Annotated in this window: 15 protein-coding genes and 1 pseudogene; 3 read left to right on the top strand and 13 right to left on the bottom strand. The window is 55.1% G+C overall.

Annotation, left to right across the window (positions count from 1 at the left end):
* The 3 genes and pseudogenes from VF716_RS00005 to VF716_RS00015 all read left to right on the top strand — a co-directional run.
* Nucleotides 1–172: pseudogene (locus VF716_RS00005) on the top strand (hydrolase or metal-binding protein); the annotation flags it as partial.
* Complete coding sequence (gene radC / locus VF716_RS00010; protein WP_074859139.1) at nucleotides 144–641, top strand: RadC family protein; 498 nt, start codon at nucleotides 144–146, stop codon at nucleotides 639–641. The pseudogene VF716_RS00005 and the gene radC, both read left to right, overlap by 29 nt.
* 9 nt (nucleotides 642–650) lie before the next feature.
* On the top strand, nucleotides 651–821 hold the full coding sequence (locus tag VF716_RS00015; RefSeq protein ID WP_169713330.1) for a hypothetical protein: 171 nt from the start codon (nucleotides 651–653) through the stop codon (nucleotides 819–821).
* Between the two features lie 93 nt (nucleotides 822–914).
* On the opposite strand, the gene brxL is transcribed toward VF716_RS00015, so the two are convergent.
* From brxL to mads1, 13 genes are all read right to left on the bottom strand, one after another.
* A complete protein-coding gene (gene brxL / locus VF716_RS00020; protein WP_440551156.1) occupies nucleotides 915–3,014 on the bottom strand; it encodes a BREX system Lon protease-like protein BrxL in 2,100 nt (699 codons plus the stop codon).
* Between the two features lie 51 nt (nucleotides 3,015–3,065).
* The gene (locus tag VF716_RS00025) at nucleotides 3,066–3,947 is read right to left on the bottom strand and encodes a hypothetical protein (protein ID WP_440551159.1); all 882 of its coding nucleotides are present in this window, start codon (nucleotides 3,945–3,947) and stop codon (nucleotides 3,066–3,068) included.
* Nucleotides 3,948–3,964: 17 nt separating this feature from the next.
* Nucleotides 3,965–6,472 (bottom strand): BREX-1 system phosphatase PglZ type A, encoded by a 2,508-nt coding sequence (gene pglZ / locus VF716_RS00030; RefSeq protein ID WP_440551162.1) that lies wholly within the window; start codon nucleotides 6,470–6,472, stop codon nucleotides 3,965–3,967.
* A gap of 7 nt (nucleotides 6,473–6,479) precedes the next feature.
* Nucleotides 6,480–8,270 carry a BREX-1 system adenine-specific DNA-methyltransferase PglX gene (gene pglX, locus VF716_RS00035; protein WP_440551165.1) on the bottom strand — a complete coding sequence of 597 codons (1,791 nt, stop codon included), beginning with the start codon at nucleotides 8,268–8,270 and terminating at the stop codon, nucleotides 6,480–6,482.
* The gene (locus tag VF716_RS00040; RefSeq protein ID WP_440551168.1) at nucleotides 8,267–11,287 is read right to left on the bottom strand and encodes a reverse transcriptase domain-containing protein; all 3,021 of its coding nucleotides are present in this window, start codon (nucleotides 11,285–11,287) and stop codon (nucleotides 8,267–8,269) included. Before VF716_RS00040 ends, pglX (VF716_RS00035) begins: the two co-directional genes overlap by 4 nt.
* 58 nt (nucleotides 11,288–11,345) lie before the next feature.
* Nucleotides 11,346–11,876, bottom strand: a complete 531-nt coding sequence (locus VF716_RS00045) for a hypothetical protein (RefSeq protein WP_074859123.1) — start codon at nucleotides 11,874–11,876, stop codon at nucleotides 11,346–11,348.
* Nucleotides 11,869–13,179, bottom strand: coding sequence for an AAA family ATPase (locus VF716_RS00050; RefSeq protein ID WP_074859120.1), 1,311 nt, complete (start codon nucleotides 13,177–13,179; stop codon nucleotides 11,869–11,871). Before VF716_RS00050 ends, VF716_RS00045 begins: the two co-directional genes overlap by 8 nt.
* Entirely contained in the window at nucleotides 13,163–13,306 is a 144-nt protein-coding gene (locus VF716_RS00055; RefSeq protein ID WP_083393743.1) for an ATP-binding protein, read from the bottom strand. Before VF716_RS00055 ends, VF716_RS00050 begins: the two co-directional genes overlap by 17 nt.
* Nucleotides 13,303–15,111 (bottom strand): BREX-1 system adenine-specific DNA-methyltransferase PglX, encoded by a 1,809-nt coding sequence (gene pglX / locus VF716_RS00060; protein WP_074859117.1) that lies wholly within the window; start codon nucleotides 15,109–15,111, stop codon nucleotides 13,303–13,305. The genes VF716_RS00055 and pglX (VF716_RS00060) overlap by 4 nt, the downstream gene beginning before the upstream one ends.
* An 80-nt stretch (nucleotides 15,112–15,191) precedes the next feature.
* Nucleotides 15,192–18,746: a BREX system P-loop protein BrxC gene (gene brxC / locus VF716_RS00065; RefSeq protein ID WP_440551174.1), complete on the bottom strand. Its 3,555-nt coding sequence runs from the start codon at nucleotides 18,744–18,746 to the stop codon at nucleotides 15,192–15,194.
* An 11-nt stretch (nucleotides 18,747–18,757) separates the two neighbouring features.
* Nucleotides 18,758–19,387: a DUF1788 domain-containing protein gene (locus VF716_RS00070; protein ID WP_209375533.1), complete on the bottom strand. Its 630-nt coding sequence runs from the start codon at nucleotides 19,385–19,387 to the stop codon at nucleotides 18,758–18,760.
* Between the two features lie 23 nt (nucleotides 19,388–19,410).
* Complete coding sequence (locus VF716_RS00075; RefSeq protein ID WP_025297449.1) at nucleotides 19,411–20,022, bottom strand: DUF1819 family protein; 612 nt, start codon at nucleotides 20,020–20,022, stop codon at nucleotides 19,411–19,413.
* Nucleotides 20,015–20,218, bottom strand: coding sequence for a methylation-associated defense system helix-turn-helix domain-containing protein MAD1 (gene mads1 / locus VF716_RS00080; RefSeq protein WP_069953197.1), 204 nt, complete (start codon nucleotides 20,216–20,218; stop codon nucleotides 20,015–20,017). Before mads1 ends, VF716_RS00075 begins: the two co-directional genes overlap by 8 nt.
* Nucleotides 20,219–20,298 lie beyond the last annotated feature (80 nt).

Here is a 20,298-nt window from a genome sequence, read left to right on the forward strand (position 1 = left end):
GGAAGAGTTCTACCCCGAAGGTGAAGCACCAGCTGCAGTGATTACATCTCACCCCAGCCCCAGCAAATCCAGCCTGGCTGAAAAACTCGATGCACAGGCTGCTCGTCAAACCCCACCCAAAGACCAAGACCAAGGAGGCAGACATGCGCCTGCACAAGCTGAAAGCCAGTGACACGACCGGCACCTACCTGGTCGATTCGCCAGTGACGGAAAACGACATCCTGCTGATGGCCAAGCAACTGGCCAGCCTGCGCCTGCGCAAGGGACGAGCACTGACCTCGCCTAAGGAGGTGTTCAGTCACCTACAGGCGCTGCTGGCTGACTATGAGCATGAGGTATTTGCCCTGCTCATGCTCGACAGCAGGCACCGGGTGATCGCATTTGAGGAAGTGTTTCGCGGCACGCTGGATAGCGCCAGCGTCTACCCACGGGAAGTCGTGAAGATCGCCCTGGAGCACAACGCAGCCGCAATCATCCTGGTGCATAACCACCCCTCAGGTGATCCCGAGCCCAGCCAGGCGGATCGCAATCTCACCACGAAACTGCAAGACGCGCTGAATCTCGTCAGTGTGCGCACGCTCGATCACATCGTGGTGGGGAACGAAGGCTGCGTGTCACTGGCAGAACTGGGCTACCTGTAAGGAGGCGATATGAAGCTACTGCTACGCACGTTCGCAGCCGCGTTCATGTTTGCCGGGATCCTGGCTGGCTGCCTTGCGATATTGCTACTGGTGATTCTGGTGGTGCGCTTTCCGCCATTACTGATCGCTGTGGTGTTGGCGTGCTGGATCTTCAATCGGCCACCGAAGTCTGAACGCTAGTTGGTCAGAAAACGTGGTTACAGCTGAAAGGCTGTAACCATGCCACTGTCTGCTTTTTTTTTTGCTCTGCCTGGTTACCAGGAGCAAGATCACTCACTCGCTGGCATCCTCAACCTTAACGAACGTTGCACTGAACTCCTTGCATTGCCGGTGTTGCTGCAACCGGTTCGCAAAGCTAAACGCGTCGTTCAGTTCGAAGCGCTGGAAGATATCCAGCCCACGTCCAAGCACGATTTTCCAGCCCGTATCAGTGGTGATGTCACGATCATGCTTAGTCCCTGTCGTGTCATACGCCCAAGTGAACTTGATACCCACCCCCGCACAAGCGTCTGCAATTTTCTGCAGGCTTTCAGTCTGGCGATCACCATTGAACTCATCTTCCACGGTGACCACATGTACAGCCACTTCCTCACCGGAAGCCAGCTGTTTACTGATCGTTTCCATCAATTCCATGAGGTTGCGAAGTTGATGGAACATCCGCAGGTACGGATCAATAACGATAATCCGCTTGGCGCCTTTTAAATAAGGTCCAAACAGCCTATCGAAGGTGACACCGCGCTGGTTCTCCTGAATAACCAAGTGCTGAGGCTTCAGTACTGGCTCTTTGCTTACCGAGACAGCAGGCTGTTGAATGGGCTGAGGACTAACCGCATCGCTAACCGGCTCGCTAGGAGCGACATTAGCCGTATCGAACAGATCTGCCTCCGAGACTTCACCCGCCACTCGCCGGTGGTACTGGTTTGGGTACTCCCCTTCCTCCAGGGTGCTGACCAACCTCTCGACGCCATCTTTTCCTTGATAGGCAAAACGAACAGCTGGGTAGGTGGTATCGATGCGCAGCAGCTGATCCTTGACCCGCTTACGCCCTTCGATGGCACAGCGCAGCACATCCTCGACTTCAGACCCAGTCGCCTCGCCATGAGGGAAGAGGATCTTCATCAACCCGGAGAAGGTCTTGTTGATGCCATCGCGGTCGCGCGTGGAGATGTCATCCGACAACGTAAACATCCCTTTGTAACGGTCCGAGAAATCATGGCTACGCAGTGAGCGAAGGATTTCAGCAAGATAATCGACTACAAAGCCATAGCCGCAGGAGAACATCTCTCCACGAATCACGTCCACTTCCCAGCCCGGAATGTAGCTATGCAGGCGGTCGAGGAAGGCGGAATCGTGGAACTTCTCTGGCAGCGGGTCGAACAGGTCGCTGTGCTTGAGCATGTACGGTACGGTGTGGTCGGTGTTGCCGACGAACACCATGCTGGCCTCTGCTCCGAGGGTCTCCACCCCCCGGGAGAATGACTTGTTGGCCATGTAGTTCTTCATGATGTCGACCAGCGCTTTATCCACGCGCTTCTGCTTGCCGGCGAACTCATCAAAGGCCACCACGTCCCAGTAGCCCACCAGGCCGAGCTTGCCAGTGCCGTTGTGGACGAACAGCTTTGGCACCGTGACCTCGCCACCGGAGATCAGGATGCCGTGAGGCGAGAACTCCGAGTAGACATGCGACTTGCCGGTACCCTTCGGCCCCAGCTCGATCAGGTTGTAGTTACGCTCGCAGAATGGAATCAGGCGGATTAACTGCAGCAGCTTGTTGCGCTTGCCGAACATCGGCGGATTGAAACCGATGCTCTGGATCAACAGATCGATCCACTCATCCGTAGTGAACTGCTTGCGGGCATCCAGGTAGCCCTCGAAGTCGAAGCGGGAGATCTGAATCGGTTTGAGCGACGCCAGCACCCAGGGTGAAGCCGACTTGTCCTCAGTGTACTCGTACTCCAGATCGGCGATGCACCACACGCCGCCGACCAGCAACTTCTGGTGAGCCTTCACCGTACTGGAGTCGATCAGTACCTTCTTGATGCCGAGGTTGGCAAACTCCGCCTCGTAGACGTCATCCTTGTCGTTCAGGGAGACGCTGACGCGGTCGATGACCTTGTGCCGCCCCTTCTCCTTGATGATCGAGCGCACCAGGCCGGCTTCGTTCCGATGCACATAATGCTTGCGCAGGATCTCCTTGACCGTCTCGATGCCGGCCTGGATCGTGGTCTCGTCGTTAGTGGCGCAGTACTGCCCCAGCAGGTACTCCAGCACATAGGAGGGCACGATGGCGTTGCCCTTCACCGCCTTGACCAGATCCTTGCGGACGACCAACCCGGCGAAATGCTGGTTGATCTTGTCATCGAGCTGACTCATAGCACCACGCCCCACTATGCAATTCAAAAAAATAATCTAGAAATTATAAAATTAACAACCTGTCTCTCGCTTGTCTTTTTTAATAATCGAAGAGATCGCTTTGGCAGCATCAATATCATCCCTTTCAAGCGCATCCTGCATTCGCCTGAGCAACAAATCTATATCTCCTTCCTCTACCTCTGAAATTTTTTGTCGAGTGACCTGGCGTACAGCCTCATCGACTGCCACCTGCCTGATTTTCCGATCAAAAAGACCACTACGAAAACGCCTTGAAAGACCTGCGCAACCACCTTTGAATCCAGTGAAAAATGGTAAAATCCAGCGCCACACTCCCCAACAAGAAAAAATAATTGCCAAAACACCTAGCCCCCATGAGAATGCAGCAAAAAACCAATCTCTGACTTCATCCTCAAAGTCTTCATGCGCCGCCTTTCTTTGAGCAGACATATAGTATTCAACGCGCTTTCCGAAATCGACCAGCTTAATACTCCCATCATACGACCCATATGTGTCACTCCTGTCATCCCAGCCAACAACTTTCAAGTGAAAAACTGGATCATTATTTTTAGATATTTCAGAATAAAATTCCCTCCCCATACTGGTCGACTTCTCAAACGGAGTCCTTGCTGCATCAAGCCGAATACCTTCAGTCGCAACAAAGACCTCGCGAAAATTTAAGGCCTCCACACTTATACCACCAACCCAAAAATATGGCTCATGACAATAGAATTCAGGCCACGACAAAAAACCATTAGTGGTTCCGCAATAAAATCCGACAGAAAAATCAATATTACGATACTCCCATTTCGGCTCAAAACGCTCAGGGCTATTCGTATGGGCTGGCTCAACCTCAACAACCCTTAATGACTCACCAGAAACAGCCCAAAAAGGAAGAAGCATCAATCCATACAGAAAAAATATTATTCTTTTCATAGAGTTACATCCCTGCATTAAAAATCGAATTCACTGGTGAACGAACGACGAATCGTATACCGAGTGGCCTTGTACTGGGTGAAATGCGAGGTGCCTTCAACCTGCTCTTCGAGTCGCAACTCAACCTGCTGGTTGTTTGCTTCATCGGCTTTTCTGCTGAGGATGAAGCGCACCGACAGCTCGCGCTCACGCGGGTTATCGGACGCGAAATCGAACGTCAATTCATGCGAGTCGGAGATCAGCTCCCCGTCCAGGGTATACAGGCCTGCACGCAAGCGCCGAGCTTGTTTCTTCTCGGTGACCGCCTCGGACTGATACAGCACAACGGCCAACTGGCCGGTGGTGATGCTTCTGCTCCCGCCACCGATGAACTCGACGTCGACACTGCCTACATCGCTTTGGCGCTTTTTGTTGATACGCACAACCGGGATCACCACTTCTTGCAACGTGGCTCCGCCATGTACGAACCGGCTGCCAGAACCTTTGAGACGCAAGCGATTGATCGACTTAGGGATCTGCACATCCAGCGATCCTTCAAGTCCCAGCTGTTCAGGGGTGAAGGTTCGGAAACCTGCCTGGCTGCGCAGACCGCGCCCCAGGACGAAACGCCGGTCCCGATAGAGTACCTCGTCGCCTTCCGGCACGTTGCTGAGAAAATCGCTCTCCTCCAGCGGTCGGTGCTGGTAGATGAAGCCATGATCTGCGGTGACTAACAGGTTGCTGGCATTGGCATTGGTCAGTTTCTTTATTAGCCGGACCAGCTCGGCCAATGTCTCTTCTGCCGCAGCAAATACCCGTTCCTCGGTATCTCGCGTGTCGCCAGTCTTATCGATCAGGTTGTGGTAGACGTAAACCACATCGTTATCACGCAGCAGCGCCCGCGAATCCGCCTGGTTCATAGCCAGCAGGTCCTTGGCCAAAAGAACAGCAGAACTCGGCACCGCAGCAGCAAGGATCTTGCCGCGATTAGTCGAGCCCTGGGCGCTCTGACCATCCACTATTGCATCGCCGCTATCGTTTTCAGCCAGCTGCAGTGCCTGGTTAGGTAGCAGTGCGGCCATACCCAGCTGTGTGTAGCTCGGCAACATGGAAAGCGCCGGTTCCAGCTCGGCCTCAAAGCGGTCTTCACGGCGAATCAGGCTCTGCAGCTCTTCACCTACCTCATAACGGAAAGCATCCGAGATCAGTACGCAGACCTTGGTCTTGCGCTCCAGGAAAGGCTTGACGCAGCGGCTGAAGAAATTCCGCTGCAGCATGATCGGAGCTGCCGTCCAGCTTGTTGCAGAGTCTACAAACTGCTGCCAACGATCATTAAGGCGTGCCAGATAGTTGTTGGTGTACTGGTTTTCGATCTGGGCGCTGAGCTCCTCCAGCAAGGAGGCCTGGCCAGACTTGCGCGCGTGATGGACGAATTTACGATACAGCTGATCCAGCCGGTACCAGCTCTTCGCGTACTTCTCCGCGCCATCGGCCAAGGAGGCCATTTCCAGCTTGGCGGCATCAAGCGTCTGCAGGAACTGCGCAGCATGATCCAGCGCCAGATAGACATCCTCGAAATGGCTGAACCAATGGCTCTGGCGCCGTTGACGCACAGATTGCTCGACATCGGCAGCAGTCGCCGTTCGGGCAACAGTCGCGCGAACCAGCTCACTGAGGATCTTGCGGTCGATCAGCTCAAAGTAATCAAGATCCAGGAGGGCTCGATAATCAAGCTTATGCAGCTTGTCACCAATCTGTAGCAACTCTGCACACTGCGCAGACAGCATTTCAAAACTGCTTTCGTGTGACCGACTGTCCTTCCAGCGCCGGAGAAAGACTAAGGACTCTGCAGACAAGCGCGACTTGTACTCAGGATCCGTACCCATCATGAAGCAAGCCTTGAACAGCTCGATCACGAAATCGTGCAGTCCAGGCTGCTGCGACACATAACCGTAGGCGCGCTTCATCTGCTCCCAGAGGAAGCTATCCAGGCCACTTGTTTCGATAAGCTTGATGCGTGTGACTTCCGCATTGGCGAGCTCAGCCAGCAGCTCTTCAAGAATTACATCCAATCGTGGCTCGGAGCCTGTACACACGGCGAGCATTTTGAAGCGCAGCATGCTGTGCGAGTCGCCCGACTGCAGCAGCTTACGCAACTGCTCACGCCGCTTGGCCGCAGCGAAGAAGGCCGCATGCTCTTCCAATACCGGATAGCAGTCGGGCCCCAACTCCAGCTCGGCCAGCCAGAGGGCAAGCTGGTCCGTACGGAAGGTGTTGCCGCTTGCCAGCTGCACATCAAGCAACCAGTTATCCAAGTAGGCCGGCTCGGCACCCTCGCGATACAGCAGAAACTTCTGCTCGGGCTGCTCGCGCAGGATGCGGTACTTAACACCGAACTCGTTGTTGGCCAGCTCGATTTTCTCGACACCCGGCAGCTCTAGCGATTCGAAATCTGCACGGAACTCCAGACGGTTGTCGTACCAGAAGACAATACGCTGCTTCTCAAATAGGTTCGTCAGCGCCTGGGTAATCTTGAGGTTACTCATGTACGGATCAGTCCTCACCCTTGGCGTCTAACCCGACGATCTTCTTCAGGGCTGCGCCCAGCTTGAGGTAGTTGACCTTAACGCCATGGTCCAGATCCAGCTCGACCTGCTCTGTCGCCAGCGGATAAAGCGTATCGCGCTCGTAATCATCCAGCTCAATAAGCTGTTTTTTGATGGTATCGGCTTCCTTGCTGGCCTTCGTCTTTTCGCTTTGACTGGCAGATGGGTTGATAGCTACCTGCTGCAGATAATCCAGACGCGAGGCGAGCTTCTTGCGGAAATCGCGCAGGTAGCTGAGCACCACACTGACGGTGTCCGGGCGATAACGATGCAGATAGACCAGTGCGCTGAAGGTACCCTTCGGACTGCTGAACAGCCAATAGATTGGACGCTTCTTGTAGCGCTTCACATGGTCGGTATAGAACTCGCCCAGGAAGTAGTCGCGCAGGCTGAAGTTTCGCTTGCCCTTGACGTTTAGCGCCTGTTCGATAAAGGCCAGGTTGTCCTCGTAATGCGCATCGCCAAAGGCCACGCGCAGGAATTGACGGAAACGTAAGGTGATGTCATCGGGGAACCAGTCGCCATCGAGCAGCGGGATCACGTTGTCATCGTCGGCAGGGAAGCTGGGCTGCGGCACCTTAGCCAGATAGTCCGCCAGAGTCTCGCCCTGGTTCGCCAAGATCAGCCCCGGCTTGTCCAGGCTGTAGCGACCGAACATACAGCCCACGGCATAAGACACCAGCTCGCGCATGGTATCGGCCAGTAGCAGAGCTTCGAGCTCTTCTTCGGTTTTATCGCCACCGTATCGGTAATACGGGTTACAGGTGAGCGTGATCTCGTTCAGCGGCACTTCGGGCGTCAGCTCGTCTTGCAGGCCATAGGCCTCGATGAAGATACGGTTGTTTTCTTCTTCCAGGCGCTTCAGTTCGAGCGTCATCTCGCGCCAGTGGCCGCGGAGCTTCTTATAGCTTGCGTTGAGAGTTGGCTGGCGGTTTTCGGGGTGCAACAGCTTAAAGCCAGTGAAGTTCCAAGAGGTTTCGAAGGAGTCCCAGTCATTTTTTGAGTTCCTAACTAACTCCTCAACTAAGCCGGTAACTTGCGCTTCAATATTTTCTTCATGAATAATAGGAATTTTGCACAAATGCTCTGCTTCAAAGTTTAGTGTTGGAGAAAGGGCTCCGAGAACATACCTTACAAAAATCGTATTTAGCAAGCCATTGAAGTATAGGTTAGCTTTGTTCGAATCAAAAAACACTGCCGAACCTGCAACATCAAAAATAAAACCTTGAGGAAAGTAACGAACCGCGAATGTTCCGCTCGAGATTTTTGACCAGCTCACGCAGGGCTTGAAATAACAGTCTTGATTTTTTAGGCGCCCTCCGGGACTGGTTTTATTGAGTTCCTCATGAAACTCCTTAATCTCCCTCCCGTCATCTGCATAGTTAATTACAAAATCCTGGTTTCCATACCACCTACGGAAATCACCACCCTTGTTATATGGGAACCATTTCTTTCTACTGTCAGAAGCCGATTGCAAAGAGCCCGCTTCCGTACAAAAATCAGCTTTGGAGATTTCGTGCCAAAGTCGCAGAAATCTTCCATTATTTGATGTGGTTGCTCCTTGCTTTGGCTTGGAAATATCCTCAAGCTTCCTGCTGTTAGAGAAATGCTCAAGCACCGCGTTAGTTACCCAATAAGCAATTGGTCCGCTGGGAATTTTCTTAAAGTCCACCGCCGAAGCTCGGAAAAAAAACTTTTCCATGCCCAGATCTCGGCTGCTGTTCGGGCTCTCACTCATTCTTTATCTCCCGCCGGCAATACCTTGCGGCCAAAATCAATTTCAAATCCATCCGGCACCGGTTTGAACGGTTTGGCCGGTGAGCGATAGCTGCTCTGGAACTGGCGCAGCGCTTGCACGTCGATCTCACCGATTACGCAATAGTCGGTCACACCGCCCTTAACTCGCAGCACATCACGCTCCCAACTGTCTTTTGCGGGGGCGCGAATGCGGCTATCACCGTATTGGCGGTCATTGCACTGGATGATGTAGGCGTGCATATCCAGCGCAGCGGACTCCACCAAGGCATTGAAGGTTTCGGTGTCCTGGTTCCATTCGGGTACAAACAGCGCGTCCACCTTGCCGCGCAGGGCGGCACGATAGCTGATATTGGTGAGTTCACTGCAGATCAGCAGGGCAAAACGCAAGTCACCATGCTGCAGAATGGGCGGTGTTCGCCACGCCTTGTCAGCTCTCAACTCCAAGCCAGCCAGACGCTGCAACTCCCGTTCCTCATGCAGGGCTGGGCGCTGTTTGTCCTGCCGATAGATCATCAACGAAGGGAAGCCCAGGCCATCGTGCGACAGCGCAGCCCAAACCTGGTTGCGCACGCGCCCTTTACTGGCGTGCAGGTATTCAATGCCAGTGATCAACGAAATGCCGCGCCCCTGAAGCTTTCGCGCAATACGGATGAACCAGTGCGCGGGCAAGGCCAGCTCGGGCAGAACCAGATAGCGGCTGTGCCGTGGCTGAGCAATTACACCATCCAGCAAGCGACACAAGCGCGCGTAACGCTCGGCATCAGGATCGGGCATGCGCATGACCGAAGCTGTCCAGCTCACCATCTGCGTTTTCCAACTGGAGACGGCGATGGCGTATTTGCTCTGCGGATGCCCGTCCGGGATCTGTAGCACGCCGTGCTTGTCGAAAGCGGGCGCTGCATCACCAAGCTCGAAGCCGCGTACAGCGAGGACGACAGCTTGCATGGCCGCGCGCGCCGCAGCATCGTAGGCGGCCTTGTTCAGGATAAACAGCTCCGGCAGGTTGTAAGGCCGGGTAGCAAACAGTAGCCCGTGCGGCAAACCTTTGAAGCGGATCCATTTTGCAAGTACTTGGCTGCCTTCGAGCACAGTGCCTGGCAGCAAATCGGTAGCATGGGTGCAGGATGTAGCAGTCTTCCTGGCCGGGATACCGCGCTGGGCCACCATTTCCTCGGGCAGGCCAAGAAAGCGGAACGGCATATGCGCCAGATCAAATGAGAACAGCCGTGCTTGCTGAGTTTGGAAGCCCTTGATGGGGAACAAATACCAATTCAGGAAGGCATCGATATTCGCCGGTGCATAGCCCTCCATGTGTGCCAGCCAGGCCGCCTTACCGTCTTTCGATAGCCGAGGCGGAAAGGCAGCACTGATGCTCTCGCGTACCGTGGTGAAAAGCTGCTTTTGCCAGCGATCCAGTATTTCGCTGTGGCTTGGATTGTCTTCTGCGGGGCAGGCCTTAATGCTGAGCTCGCAACCTTGTGACACTTGCGTACACAATTGATCCAGCCCTCGCAAAATCTGGCGCAAGGCTGAAAAGTCTTCGCACGCCGTAGCGAGGCGAATAACCCGTGGTAGGTAGACCGACAGATCAAAAAACTGCGGCAGCACCAGCACATGCTGGACAAACGCACGGAAGAAGGCCTGGCGATGCTCGCGCCACGCGTCTGGCTGCAGGTCACGTTCGTAGGCTTCAAAGTCACGCAGCTTGATGGCAAAGCCCGCGCGGCGCATGGTCAGGGCATCCGCCTTGCGCAGGTTGTCGGCGGCCTCACCGTCGCTTTGCGTTGCGGCCAACAGATCAGTGCCGACATGGCTGGCAGCGCGTGGCAAACGCGGCATAGCGCGCCATTCGCTTGCCCGCTCGTGGATCTGGTGAGCGATGGCATCCACCAGGGTTTTACCCGGCTCGCCCGCCAACATGAACACCTTGTTCTTGGCGTTGGCAAAGCGGATCTGGCTGTCGCTCAAGTAGCTGGGCTGAAAACCGATTTGCTTATGCTTCTCGCCCGGCACCCACGCCAGCATGCCGCTGGAGCGGGCAAACAACCACTCCCACAGCTCAGCCGTAGAGCGGAAGCTGGCACCGTTCTCCATGACCAGGAGAATGTCGTCTACATAGCGTCCGTAGTACAGCGGCGCAATCTGCTGCTCGACGACGCGGTCCAGCTCAATCAGCGCAAGGTTCGCCACCACGGCTGAAGCAGGCAGACCTACGGGCAGACCCTTTTTCAACGGCGTGGCTGCCGCCCAAGCTTGCAGCGACTGAATGAAAAGGCGATGCAGCTTAGATTGAGCAGGAGACAATTCCAGCCCCAGCACATCCACAACGAAGGCTGGATTGAGCATGAAGCCAGGATTCAGCTCGTGATAGAAAGAGCTGACATCCGCCGTGAGCGCCACGATCTTCTTGTCTGCGTTCAACGCAATACGCATGGCCTCTATACCCTGATCACGCCAGTCGCGGAATGGCTTCAGGTACGGCTTAAAAGAGCCCAGCGAGAGCGCATTGATGCCTTTCCCATCTTGCGTACGGCGCAATCGGTTGCCATAGGCACAGTCGGTCAACTTGACATCGAACTGATGGCCAACCTCCAGCATCCAGAGGGTGGACAGCACATGAAAGTCCAGGCTGCACTGGGCCATCACTCGAAATTCGGCCTTGGGCTTTTTGGGGGGGGCGCCTTCAGCCAGAAGGCCACAGGCATGGGCCCACTCCTCGGCCGGAGATGAAAAGATCAGACCATTGCCATTCTGCTTGCGATACTCATCCCAGCAAGACATGTCCACCGACTTGGTGGCCAGAGTCCAGCCGCCGATAAACTCGGGTTGCGTGACCCAGGACTCATCATCGCTAAGCAGCTTCGCGAGCAAAGCAGTCAGGTTGGCATGGAGTGCGTCCTCGTAGTCCGCAATCGCGTCCAGCGATGCATGAGACGAGTAGTACAGGTCTACCTTGGCTTTGCGATAGGCCAAACCGAGATTTTGGAGAGTGGTCATACTCGCCATCTCTTGGATGCTACGCTTGGCGCTTGCACTCTAGTCGCAATGTCGTGGCTCATGCGCACTGCAATGCCTTGAATTGATCAACGTAGAAATCAATGCTTTCAGTGACAACATGGTCGTAAAAGCCGCCCAGCCTTTGGTTCAAGGCATCAAGCTCAAACCTAACTGCGCTTTGCTCTATGTGCCGAAAATCCATGAAGCGCGGCTTTGGCTGGGCCTTCATCACCACGCAGAAATGATATCGGCAGTCCTTTGCGGAGAAATCTTTCAGAAGATCCTTCAGTATTCCCGTTCCTGCTTCGAATTTGCGCTGCATCTGTGACTTGTCGACATCGGCTGGTCGCTGGTTCTTGAACTCAACGAAGTAAAGATCTTTGCTGCCAATGTGGATGGCGTCGGGTGAGGCAGGAATGGGATCAGCACCGAGAGCCCGTATGTAGGCGTCAAAGTTGTACACCTCCTCCGTAGTCTCATCACTGCAGAGGTGTGTATTGTTCGCGTCATCAAAGCTGGTGGCTTTGAAGGTAGATGAATGCGGCCCCAGTTTTTGCGCCAGATACTGCCGTAAGCTGTATTTATTCATCACCCAAGTCCTCAGCATCCATTTTTCTGAACGCTTCAAAGGGCTCGGCTAGTACGCTGAAAATATCGCTTAGGCGGTCTTCGTCATTGATCTTCCGTTCCTGAGCAAGGGCGAAACGTGCCTCATTAGTCAGGCCTGCGCGGTCCACGCCACGCTTGAGCGCTTCAATCAGGTAAGGGCTGTGCGACGACACCAGCACATAAACGCCGCTTTCCACCAACTTGAGCAGCACCTGCGCCAGTTTGAGCTGCCACTTTGGATGCAGGTGGTTTTCAGGTTCGTCAAATATGAGGATGGTGTCTTTGGTCACGAACTCATTGGCCACCAACATCTTCAGCAAACCAAATACCTTGATGCCACTGGCTGTGTTTTTGATAGAGATGGCTGCGCCACTTGGCCGGCGAAATACAAAGTCACGCTCGGTCTTGTCGTAAGCCACCTCACCGTCGATCAGCACCTCCATATCATCCAGCACACGGTTTGTTCTCATCGTGTTGTCTGGGCTGAGCAAATCCAATGGCAGCACCGGTGTGCGAAGCTTGTCGAACAGGTCTTTGGTGTGCAGGGTCGTGTATGGCAGGCTCAAACGGCCCGACCGTCTTTGGTCCACGTCCAGCAAGGTTTGGCTGCGCGCCAGCACGTCGTGGTTGTTCAAGATGAGCGGCGAATCGATGAAGGTGGCATCTTTCAGTGCCACTGGCTCCACCTCTCCCATCAGGCTCACGCCATCATCGGTCACTACGAGATCCATCAGGGTTAAATCGTTCTCAACGAGCTGGATACGCCCCTGTGTTGCACCGTGCAGCAGCAATGAGGCATCGAACTCCGATGCGAAGACCTTGTTAAGTGCGTTCTCAATCGATTGCTTGATGTTCTCGGGCCGATCCAGCACGGCCTGGATTTCGTCGCGCAGGGCGAGGACTGCCTGCCTGTCATTTGGCTCGAACTCTGTCAGGGCGAAAACACGCTGAATGGATTCGTCGACAGCGGCCAGCTGCTCTTCGGCATTCAGGCGGTGTCTTGAGGACATGCGCAAGCGCCTCAGTACATCCATCACCTCGGGGCCGGTGAACCGTATGGCCTCGCGCAGACGGAAGTAGATTTCGTCCGTCTTCTCATTTGCCCAGAATTCCTTTGACTCCTGCAGGTCTTCTCGGTAGCGATTGATGGCCTTGACGATGCAAAAAAAGATCTTACCTATCGTGCTCTTGCCGTTGTCGTTCTCACCTGCAATCACGCACAGCTTGCGCAGTGAAATTTCTGCATGCTCAAGCATGCCGATGTTTTCAATAATAAGCTTCATGAGGAATGTCCTTGAAGGCTGTGGTGCCGCTACCGTTCTCGCCGGTGACGATGTTAATGCCTCGCGAGAAGTCGATGCTCAGATCGGTGAATGCGCCGAAGCTCTTGAGCTGGAGGCTACTGGTCATGCAGCCCTGCCTTGAGCGATAGCCTTAGCCATCATCTCCATCTTTTCCGCTTCCGAATTGCCATCCACCAAGCGCATGTAAGCGCCCCGATAATCAGGCTTGTGGGCGTTTTCCAGTATAAAGGCTGTGGTCGAAACAACTTCACCGCCGATACTGTCGAAGGCTCGTGCACCCAAGTGCGCCATGGATAGGATGGTGTGCTGATTCAGAATGCGGCTACGCAGAGACTCGAAGGAGGAAAGGAACATCCAGCTCTGCATGGTGATCATGGCAACAGCTCCTCCCTTCACCGTCAGATCCAAGTTGCGTTCGATGAACATCGCAAACAGGTCGGATTTGCTGCTCGGGAAGTTCTCCTTGGCCCAAGTGCTCAAGCGAGGATTCATGCCCTTACCGCCCATGTAAGGAGGGTTAGCCACGACTACTGCGTAGCGCGGGCTCAACGCGTCAGCCATGCGCAGAACAGTCAGGACCTTCTTGTGCGTCTCGGCCAAGAACAGGTTGCTGCTCATGTCCTTGCTCTCCAGCGTGGCCAGGACATCTGCCACGTTGGCGACCTTGGGCACAATCAGCGAGCCGAAGTTGTCGGCTTCACTGAACTGCTCCAGCGTTTCGCGAAGGCCGTAGGTGAACAAGTCACGGCCGACAAAGCCCATGTACTCGTCCAGCTCTTCGCGGCTGAAGCTCACCTTTTCCAGCACGCAGATGTTCGGCTTGACACCTTTGTTGAAGAAGCGCCGCTGGCGAGCTCGGGCTTTCATGGTGAGCGCAAAGGCAGCCAGTTCTCCTGCACGCTCGTCCAACTCGATGCCGAAAAGATTGTGGGTGAGGATCTTTTCCGGGATCTCAGCCGGGTCATAGCCCTCCTCTTCGTACATCCCATACAACAGGTCGAAGGCGTAGGTGAGCATGTGACCGGAGCCGCACGCCGGATCGCAGACTTTTATGTCCTCTGGGCCGGCGATCTTTAGGAAATCAGTCTCTGGCCTCTCTGGCGGGATGTAGTACTCCATTTGCTCTGCCAGCCGTGAGTTGGGCCGGTTGAGCAGCCACAGTCGGCCCAGCGAGTTGTCCACCAGGTAGCGCACAATCCAGTGCGGGGTGAACAGCTGAGTGGCAGCCGGAATGTTCTCGGGAGTGATCTTCTGATTCTTCTTCAACCCCTCGAACACCGCGTCCTTCTTCTCGGAGATGTAGAACTGGTACAGCCAGCCGATCACCTCAACATCTTTGCAGGCGTCAGGCGTCATGGCTTCCCGCGTGTAGGCCAGGATAGAGTTGCCCGAAAGCAAATCGTCGGGCATCAGAAGCTCGGTGTAGTCGTCGATGCGCTCGAACAGAAAGGGCATCGATTGGTGCCAAGCGTTGCACGCAGCAACTACCAACAGGCGGTAGGCTTCGCCTTGCGAGTCGGTGCTTGGTGCGCGGCCAGCTAGCAGATCCAGGATCTTCTGACGAATCTGACTCGGCACCATCTCCTCGTCGATGTGCCCCATCTTGGCTTCAGCCAGGATCTCGGGCTGGAACTGGCCCTCAGCCGGTGACACCACACCGATACGCGTGTAGCGATTTACGTCCATGAAACGCAAGGCACAGAAGCGGTTAAACCAGGTGTAGGCAACACGCTCTTCCACATACTCGCGACCGGAGTTGCTGATCAGTTTTTCCAACTCAGCCACTACCTGGGCTCGCTCACGACGTGCAGCACTCTGCGGTGCTAGCACCACATCCATCTTGCCACTCACCTGATCAAGCAAGGTGCGTCGTGCGTATTGGGCAAATTTCTTGAGTTTGCTGGTATCCATCAATCCCCCCACTCGGCCATTCAACCGAACGGCCCTAGACTTGGCCTCGCACCTGACGGGCCAGTTGTATTTATTCCGTGTCAGATCTGCACTCGGTTGCCAGCCTGGATTTCCTTCAGCCAGGCTTCACGTTGCTTCTGCAGGTATTCGTCTAGCTCGGCTTCACTGGTCAACCAGGGCTTTGCGTAGCCGACTTTGATGTGACGAGACTGCACAATGCGCGGTTCCGCCACCTCCATCTCCGGCTGCTTAGGCATGTCAGTGCTTGGCGCTTGAGTGCTCTCCGGTCGGCTAGATGCCGCAGGCGGCTCAGAAGGGGCCGGCTTGGGACGCGCCAGCTGATCGAGCTTGAGCAACAGCTGAGGGTATTGCTCGTCCTCAAAGCGATTGCGCTGGTCACGAATGACCGCAATGAGCTTTTGCCCTTTCAGCTGCTGCTTAGCCTGTGCGAAGGGGGCTGAGAACTGCTGTTTCTGCCCAGCGTCAAGAGCCGCGTAACCCTCGGCGCCCTGCAGGCGCTGCTCCAGATCGTCGAGCAACTGCTCACTGGCTTTTTGCTCGCTGGCCAGTTGGTTGGCAATGGCAAGCTGAAGCGCCTCCAACTGCTGCCGAGCTTGTTGAAGACGATTGCCTTGCCAGGGCTTTGCATCTGCAAGCACGGCTCGAATGGCGTCAACTTCCGCCGAGCCGACGTAGGCAAAATTCTCTTGCTGCTCTTGCACCAGCAGACGAGCCAGATCGTAGATCTCTTTCTGCGGGCTTTTCATAAAGCGCTGCACAGGGTCGATGACCTGCTCTTTGGCTTCTAGCAGCGCATCTTCTGCGCGGGACAGATCCGTCAGGAACCAGGCTGGATTCTTGGCAGCTATTTCCTTGAGAGTCGCCAGCACACCGTCCAAGGCACTGAGGAAGGGATACTGCACTTTCTGACCATGCAACTCAGCCAGATCGATCTCAAGCTCCTTGATGGCATCTATGGTTTCACGCGCCAGAGCGCGGGCTTCATTGCTGCTGGCCGGCTGGTCAAAGAAGTCCGCGAAGAAATCCTTCAGCGCACGTACCTGGGAAGCGCTGAACTCAATCTGCGGCTCCAGTACTAAGGTGGCATGGGCATTGGTATTGCGCAGGCTGCGCTCCAGCAGATCCCCTTCCAGGGGATTGCTGTCCTGACGCACCTCTACCTTTCCTCGCGCGCAAAGCAGGGCGAGGTTGCAGAGAATTGCGGCGTAGTACCAGCCGTAACTCTTGCGCTCAAAGCGCTCCAGCAGGCTTTTGACCGTTGTGCGAACGCCACTGCGAGCATTGGTCTGGATAAAAGCCAACAGCTCCTGTTCGGGCTCACTCAGGCTGGTGGCATCATTGCCAAGCAGTCCGTCCTGCCCCTGGCGTAAGTACTTGCCGATATCAGCCTCGCTGAAGGGCACATCCCGCAACATACGCAGGTTCGGATAGGTGGTTTCGATGAGCTGGTAGAAACCTTTCAGTATGCGTGTCTGCCCATCGGTGCTAGGGGCTTCGATGTCGGCAGCATTGATGATCAGCTGGGCACCTGCCAACAGTTGCTTGGCACGCTCCTGGATATCCGCAAGGCGCTCGGTGTTTTGGAAGCTCTTGGAGTCTAGGATTCGTTTCACCGCCTCCTGTTGAGTGCTGCTGTTCTGACGAATGTACGTCTCCGTGCGTTTGTACATGGTCAGGTCTTGCATGAAACGCGCATCGGCAGGCAGCACGACACGCAGCTCATCACGCCCCATGCTTTGCATGCGCTGCACGGTGAGATTGTCGAAGTTGTCGCTGAGCGGTGTTACGACGTGGATGGTGAGTTCATGCTCCCGGCTGAGCACCCGATCATCCATCTTGCGGGTATAGGAGTAATCCTGGCCGTTCTCGTAGCGGATCTTGCGCTGCTTGATTACCCCATCAAACAGTAGGACCTCCAACTCCTTGAGGATATCCGCAGACTCCACCTCGGTGTTTTTGATCTCCTCCTCAATGTCCTTCTCTTCGTCTGTAAGGTACTCGTAGAGGTCGCCGTTACGCTGAATGTAGGTCTGCTGCTCAAGCAGGTTGAGTGCAGCTTCCAGCTTCTTGCGTTGGGCGGGCACGTCCTCGCCAAAACGCTCCAGCATCAACACACTGAGGTTGCGCAGGGTGGCCTTGAACTCCTTGACGTACTTGACCAGGAAAAGAGCCTTCAGGACGCGAACGGCGTACTCGTCGCCCAGGTGGTGCTCGGCAGTGTTGATCGCACTCTGGATCGCGCTTTTCAGCGCGCCACGAATGCCTTCAAACATTCGATCAAAGGTGGCCAGCTGCCCAACCGGCTCGTTATCAATCGCGATGGCCACCTCGCGGAACACGCCGAGCATGGAGCGCTCACCTACCGAGTTGGCCTTACCTTCAAAGCCGTTGTGCAAAGAAATGCCACGGATGGCCGACTGGAATAGCGGGAACTGATAGGGCACAAACGGATAGCAGTAGGTGAAATGCTCCAGATCTCGGAAGTTCTGGTAATGCTGGCCGCCATCGGCGAACTCAAACAGCGTCTTGAAGTTGTTGAACTGCTGGTCGTAAACAGTTTTCAGCAGATCTGCACCGCTATCGTTCTTGGTCAGCAGACGCTTCTGGATCACCTCAGCTACGTCAGCACTGGTGAGCTTGAGACGGTTGGCAAAGCGAGCCTGGATCTTGGTGAAGTCGTTACTCTGCTGCTTGCTCATGTCACCGAGCACGGAGTTCATATCCTCCTGGGCGGTGACGATGATCCAAGCCCTCCCCTGGCACTTAGTCGCCAGGCTTTCGGCGACTGTCTGCAGGTTGGTCATCAGCTTGGTGTTTTCGGCGATGTATTGGCCTACCTCATCGACGAAGAAATTCAGGCGAAAATTGGCCGGCTGCTTGTCTAGCCAGGCTTTGACCTGGTTGCCGAAGTCCTCAATTGAGACGCTGTACTGGGTGCGGTACTTGTCGAGAATTCCCTTGGCCAGAGTCGGATCTTCACCGGTGATCTGTGCATAGGCCTTGGCAATGTTGCCGGACTCCAGCAGGGCCTGCTCGCGACCACGCTCCCATGGCTTTTTGGCGATGATCTGATAGGCGTCCTTAAAGGCGTCGAACTGCTCGCGGCTGTCGAGATCTCGTTCGAACTGGGCAATGTAGCCCTGCTTGCCGAAGTAGCCGCACATCTCGTTGAAGACCTTGACGAAGACCGACAGCAAGGCATCGATCTGCGTCTTGCTGATGATGTCGGCCTTCTGGTCGATGTTAAACAGGATGCTCTTCGAAGGAATGGCGACAGCCTGCTTGAGCTTGCTGCGCAGGAGTGCATCGTCCTCGTGGATCTTGGGCAGGAAGATATCCAGGGCAGAGGAGCCATCGATGCGGCGGTTTTCCAACAGAAGCGCCAGCATCTTCAACAAGTGAGATTTACCCGACCCGAAGAAGCCAGACACCCACACGCCATTGGCGCCATGATAGTCAGTGTAAGCATCAAGGAAGTGCTCCAGGCGCTTGGCGACCTCGTCAGTCAGCACATACTCGCTCAGCTCGTTGTAAAGGCTGGCTTCATCATCAGCTTTGATCACCCCTTCAATAGGACGGCTGACGGGGTTCAGGAAAATGCCGTTGAGTTCCATCTACTGCTTCCTCAGGCCTGAGTCTCGAAAATGTTGAATGCGCGGTAGTACTTGTCGTCATGCAGCAAGCCAAACAGCTCCAGCGATGCCCCCTGCTCCAGCGAGTACCGGTACTCGCCGGGAAAGAACATAACGGTGGGCTTGGACTTGGCCGTGCTTTGCAGGTTGTTCAGCACGTTGTGTGAACGGATGTAGGGGAACACCTCACCGATGCCGGAGAGGAATAGAACGTCGTACTCAGCAACTGCCAGTCGCTCGCCGATAGCGGGGATCAGATACTCCTCGATGCCCAAGACGTTCTGCAGAGTCTCCAACAGCTGTTCTTTCTCTACCTCCTGCTCAATGGCGAGAAGGTCATCCCAGAGGTTGCCCTCTTCACTGCTGCCCTCCCGGGCCTTGAGCAGCTCAACGGACAAGTCATACAGGTTGATGTCCAGGACATGGATGCCTCGTCCCTGGAGACAGGGAATGCTCATGTTCGCCAGTCGCGTTACCAGCTGCCGGCGTACACGCTCCATCTCCACCGCTTCAGCAGCCTTGAACTCGCAGATGTAAAAGGGCAGATCGTTGTTCAGCCCCCTCATTTCAAGGAAACGCTGACCACTGATTACGCCTAGCAAATGATCGAAGCGAGCGGCCATTGGCTGCTCGCTGATTTTCCGGTTCATTGAAGCCAACGCGTAATCTCCTGATCAGTTACGGGGTAGATCAGCAACTCTTCCTTACCCCTTTTGGCCAGCAGCTGGGCCAACGCCGGCGACAATAGGGCCGGCTGAATTTGTAGCGAATCACCAATCAGATCCGCCTCTCGTAACATCCGAAAGAGGTTCTGTTTGAGCTTTTTTTGCGTCGACTCAGCGATCTGATCTAGCTCAACGTGCCATAGAGCCTTCCTGCTCCAGAATGCGTCGAAGTCGACCGAGGATAGGACGCGCCGCCTCATCAGTAGATGCTCACGAAGCACCTCCATCGCGAACTCGCGGATAAAGGTGTAGCGCCGGGAACAGGCAGCCCAGAGAAGGTATCCCTGATCTTTCCTGTTCCCCTCAACCAAGGCCTCAAGCTCACCTACATCCAGGTGCTCCAATCGGGCGACAATCTCTTTACTAATACGCGTGGCAGCTGCTGCAGTACGTACTTGCAGCAGGTTCATCTCACGAACCTGATCACGAGCCTCTTGCCAGTCACGCTTCATGAGGAAAAGCTCAGCCACAGGCGGTGACTCCTGAATGAAGAGCCCACCTGTGGTGAATGACAAGCGGTATGGATCAGCCATGCGCCGACTCCGAGGCGACATCATCACTGGCACCGCCAGCTTTAACCCACGCGTCGACCTCAGCCTTCTGGAATTTCCAGAGCCGCCCCACCTTGTGCGCGGGCATGTGCCGCTTTGCGATCCATGCATAGACAGTGTCCTTACTCACGCCCAAGTGTTCGCCAATTTCCTCTACGCTCAACCACCGATCGGTCATTTCCAGATCCATATCGAATAGGAAGCACAGATCTTAGCTGATTGAGCAGGATTAAGACGGATTTATCTGCCCAGTGAAAT

Origin of the sequence: Stutzerimonas sp. Brlt_14 (genome assembly GCF_051948915.1) — a bacterium.
Taxonomy (GTDB): domain Bacteria; phylum Pseudomonadota; class Gammaproteobacteria; order Pseudomonadales; family Pseudomonadaceae; genus Stutzerimonas; species Stutzerimonas stutzeri.

Excerpts from the sequence above, each read along its gene's own strand:
- radC (WP_074859139.1), top strand. The coding sequence starts at position 144 with ATGCGCCTGCACAAGCTGAAAGCCAGTGACACGACCGGCACCTACCTG.
- VF716_RS00015 (WP_169713330.1), top strand. The coding sequence starts at position 651 with ATGAAGCTACTGCTACGCACGTTCGCAGCCGCGTTCATGTTTGCCGGG.
- brxL (WP_440551156.1), bottom strand. The coding sequence starts at position 3,014 with ATGAGTCAGCTCGATGACAAGATCAACCAGCATTTCGCCGGGTTGGTC.
- VF716_RS00025 (WP_440551159.1), bottom strand. The coding sequence starts at position 3,947 with ATGAAAAGAATAATATTTTTTCTGTATGGATTGATGCTTCTTCCTTTT.
- pglZ (WP_440551162.1), bottom strand. The coding sequence starts at position 6,472 with ATGAGTAACCTCAAGATTACCCAGGCGCTGACGAACCTATTTGAGAAG.
- pglX (WP_440551165.1), bottom strand. The coding sequence starts at position 8,270 with ATGAGTGAGAGCCCGAACAGCAGCCGAGATCTGGGCATGGAAAAGTTT.
- VF716_RS00040 (WP_440551168.1), bottom strand. The coding sequence starts at position 11,287 with ATGACCACTCTCCAAAATCTCGGTTTGGCCTATCGCAAAGCCAAGGTA.
- VF716_RS00045 (WP_074859123.1), bottom strand. The coding sequence starts at position 11,876 with ATGAATAAATACAGCTTACGGCAGTATCTGGCGCAAAAACTGGGGCCG.
- VF716_RS00050 (WP_074859120.1), bottom strand. The coding sequence starts at position 13,179 with ATGAAGCTTATTATTGAAAACATCGGCATGCTTGAGCATGCAGAAATT.
- VF716_RS00055 (WP_083393743.1), bottom strand. The coding sequence starts at position 13,306 with ATGACCAGTAGCCTCCAGCTCAAGAGCTTCGGCGCATTCACCGATCTG.
- pglX (WP_074859117.1), bottom strand. The coding sequence starts at position 15,111 with ATGGATACCAGCAAACTCAAGAAATTTGCCCAATACGCACGACGCACC.
- brxC (WP_440551174.1), bottom strand. The coding sequence starts at position 18,746 with ATGGAACTCAACGGCATTTTCCTGAACCCCGTCAGCCGTCCTATTGAA.
- VF716_RS00070 (WP_209375533.1), bottom strand. The coding sequence starts at position 19,387 with ATGGCCGCTCGCTTCGATCATTTGCTAGGCGTAATCAGTGGTCAGCGT.
- VF716_RS00075 (WP_025297449.1), bottom strand. The coding sequence starts at position 20,022 with ATGGCTGATCCATACCGCTTGTCATTCACCACAGGTGGGCTCTTCATT.
- mads1 (WP_069953197.1), bottom strand. The coding sequence starts at position 20,218 with ATGACCGATCGGTGGTTGAGCGTAGAGGAAATTGGCGAACACTTGGGC.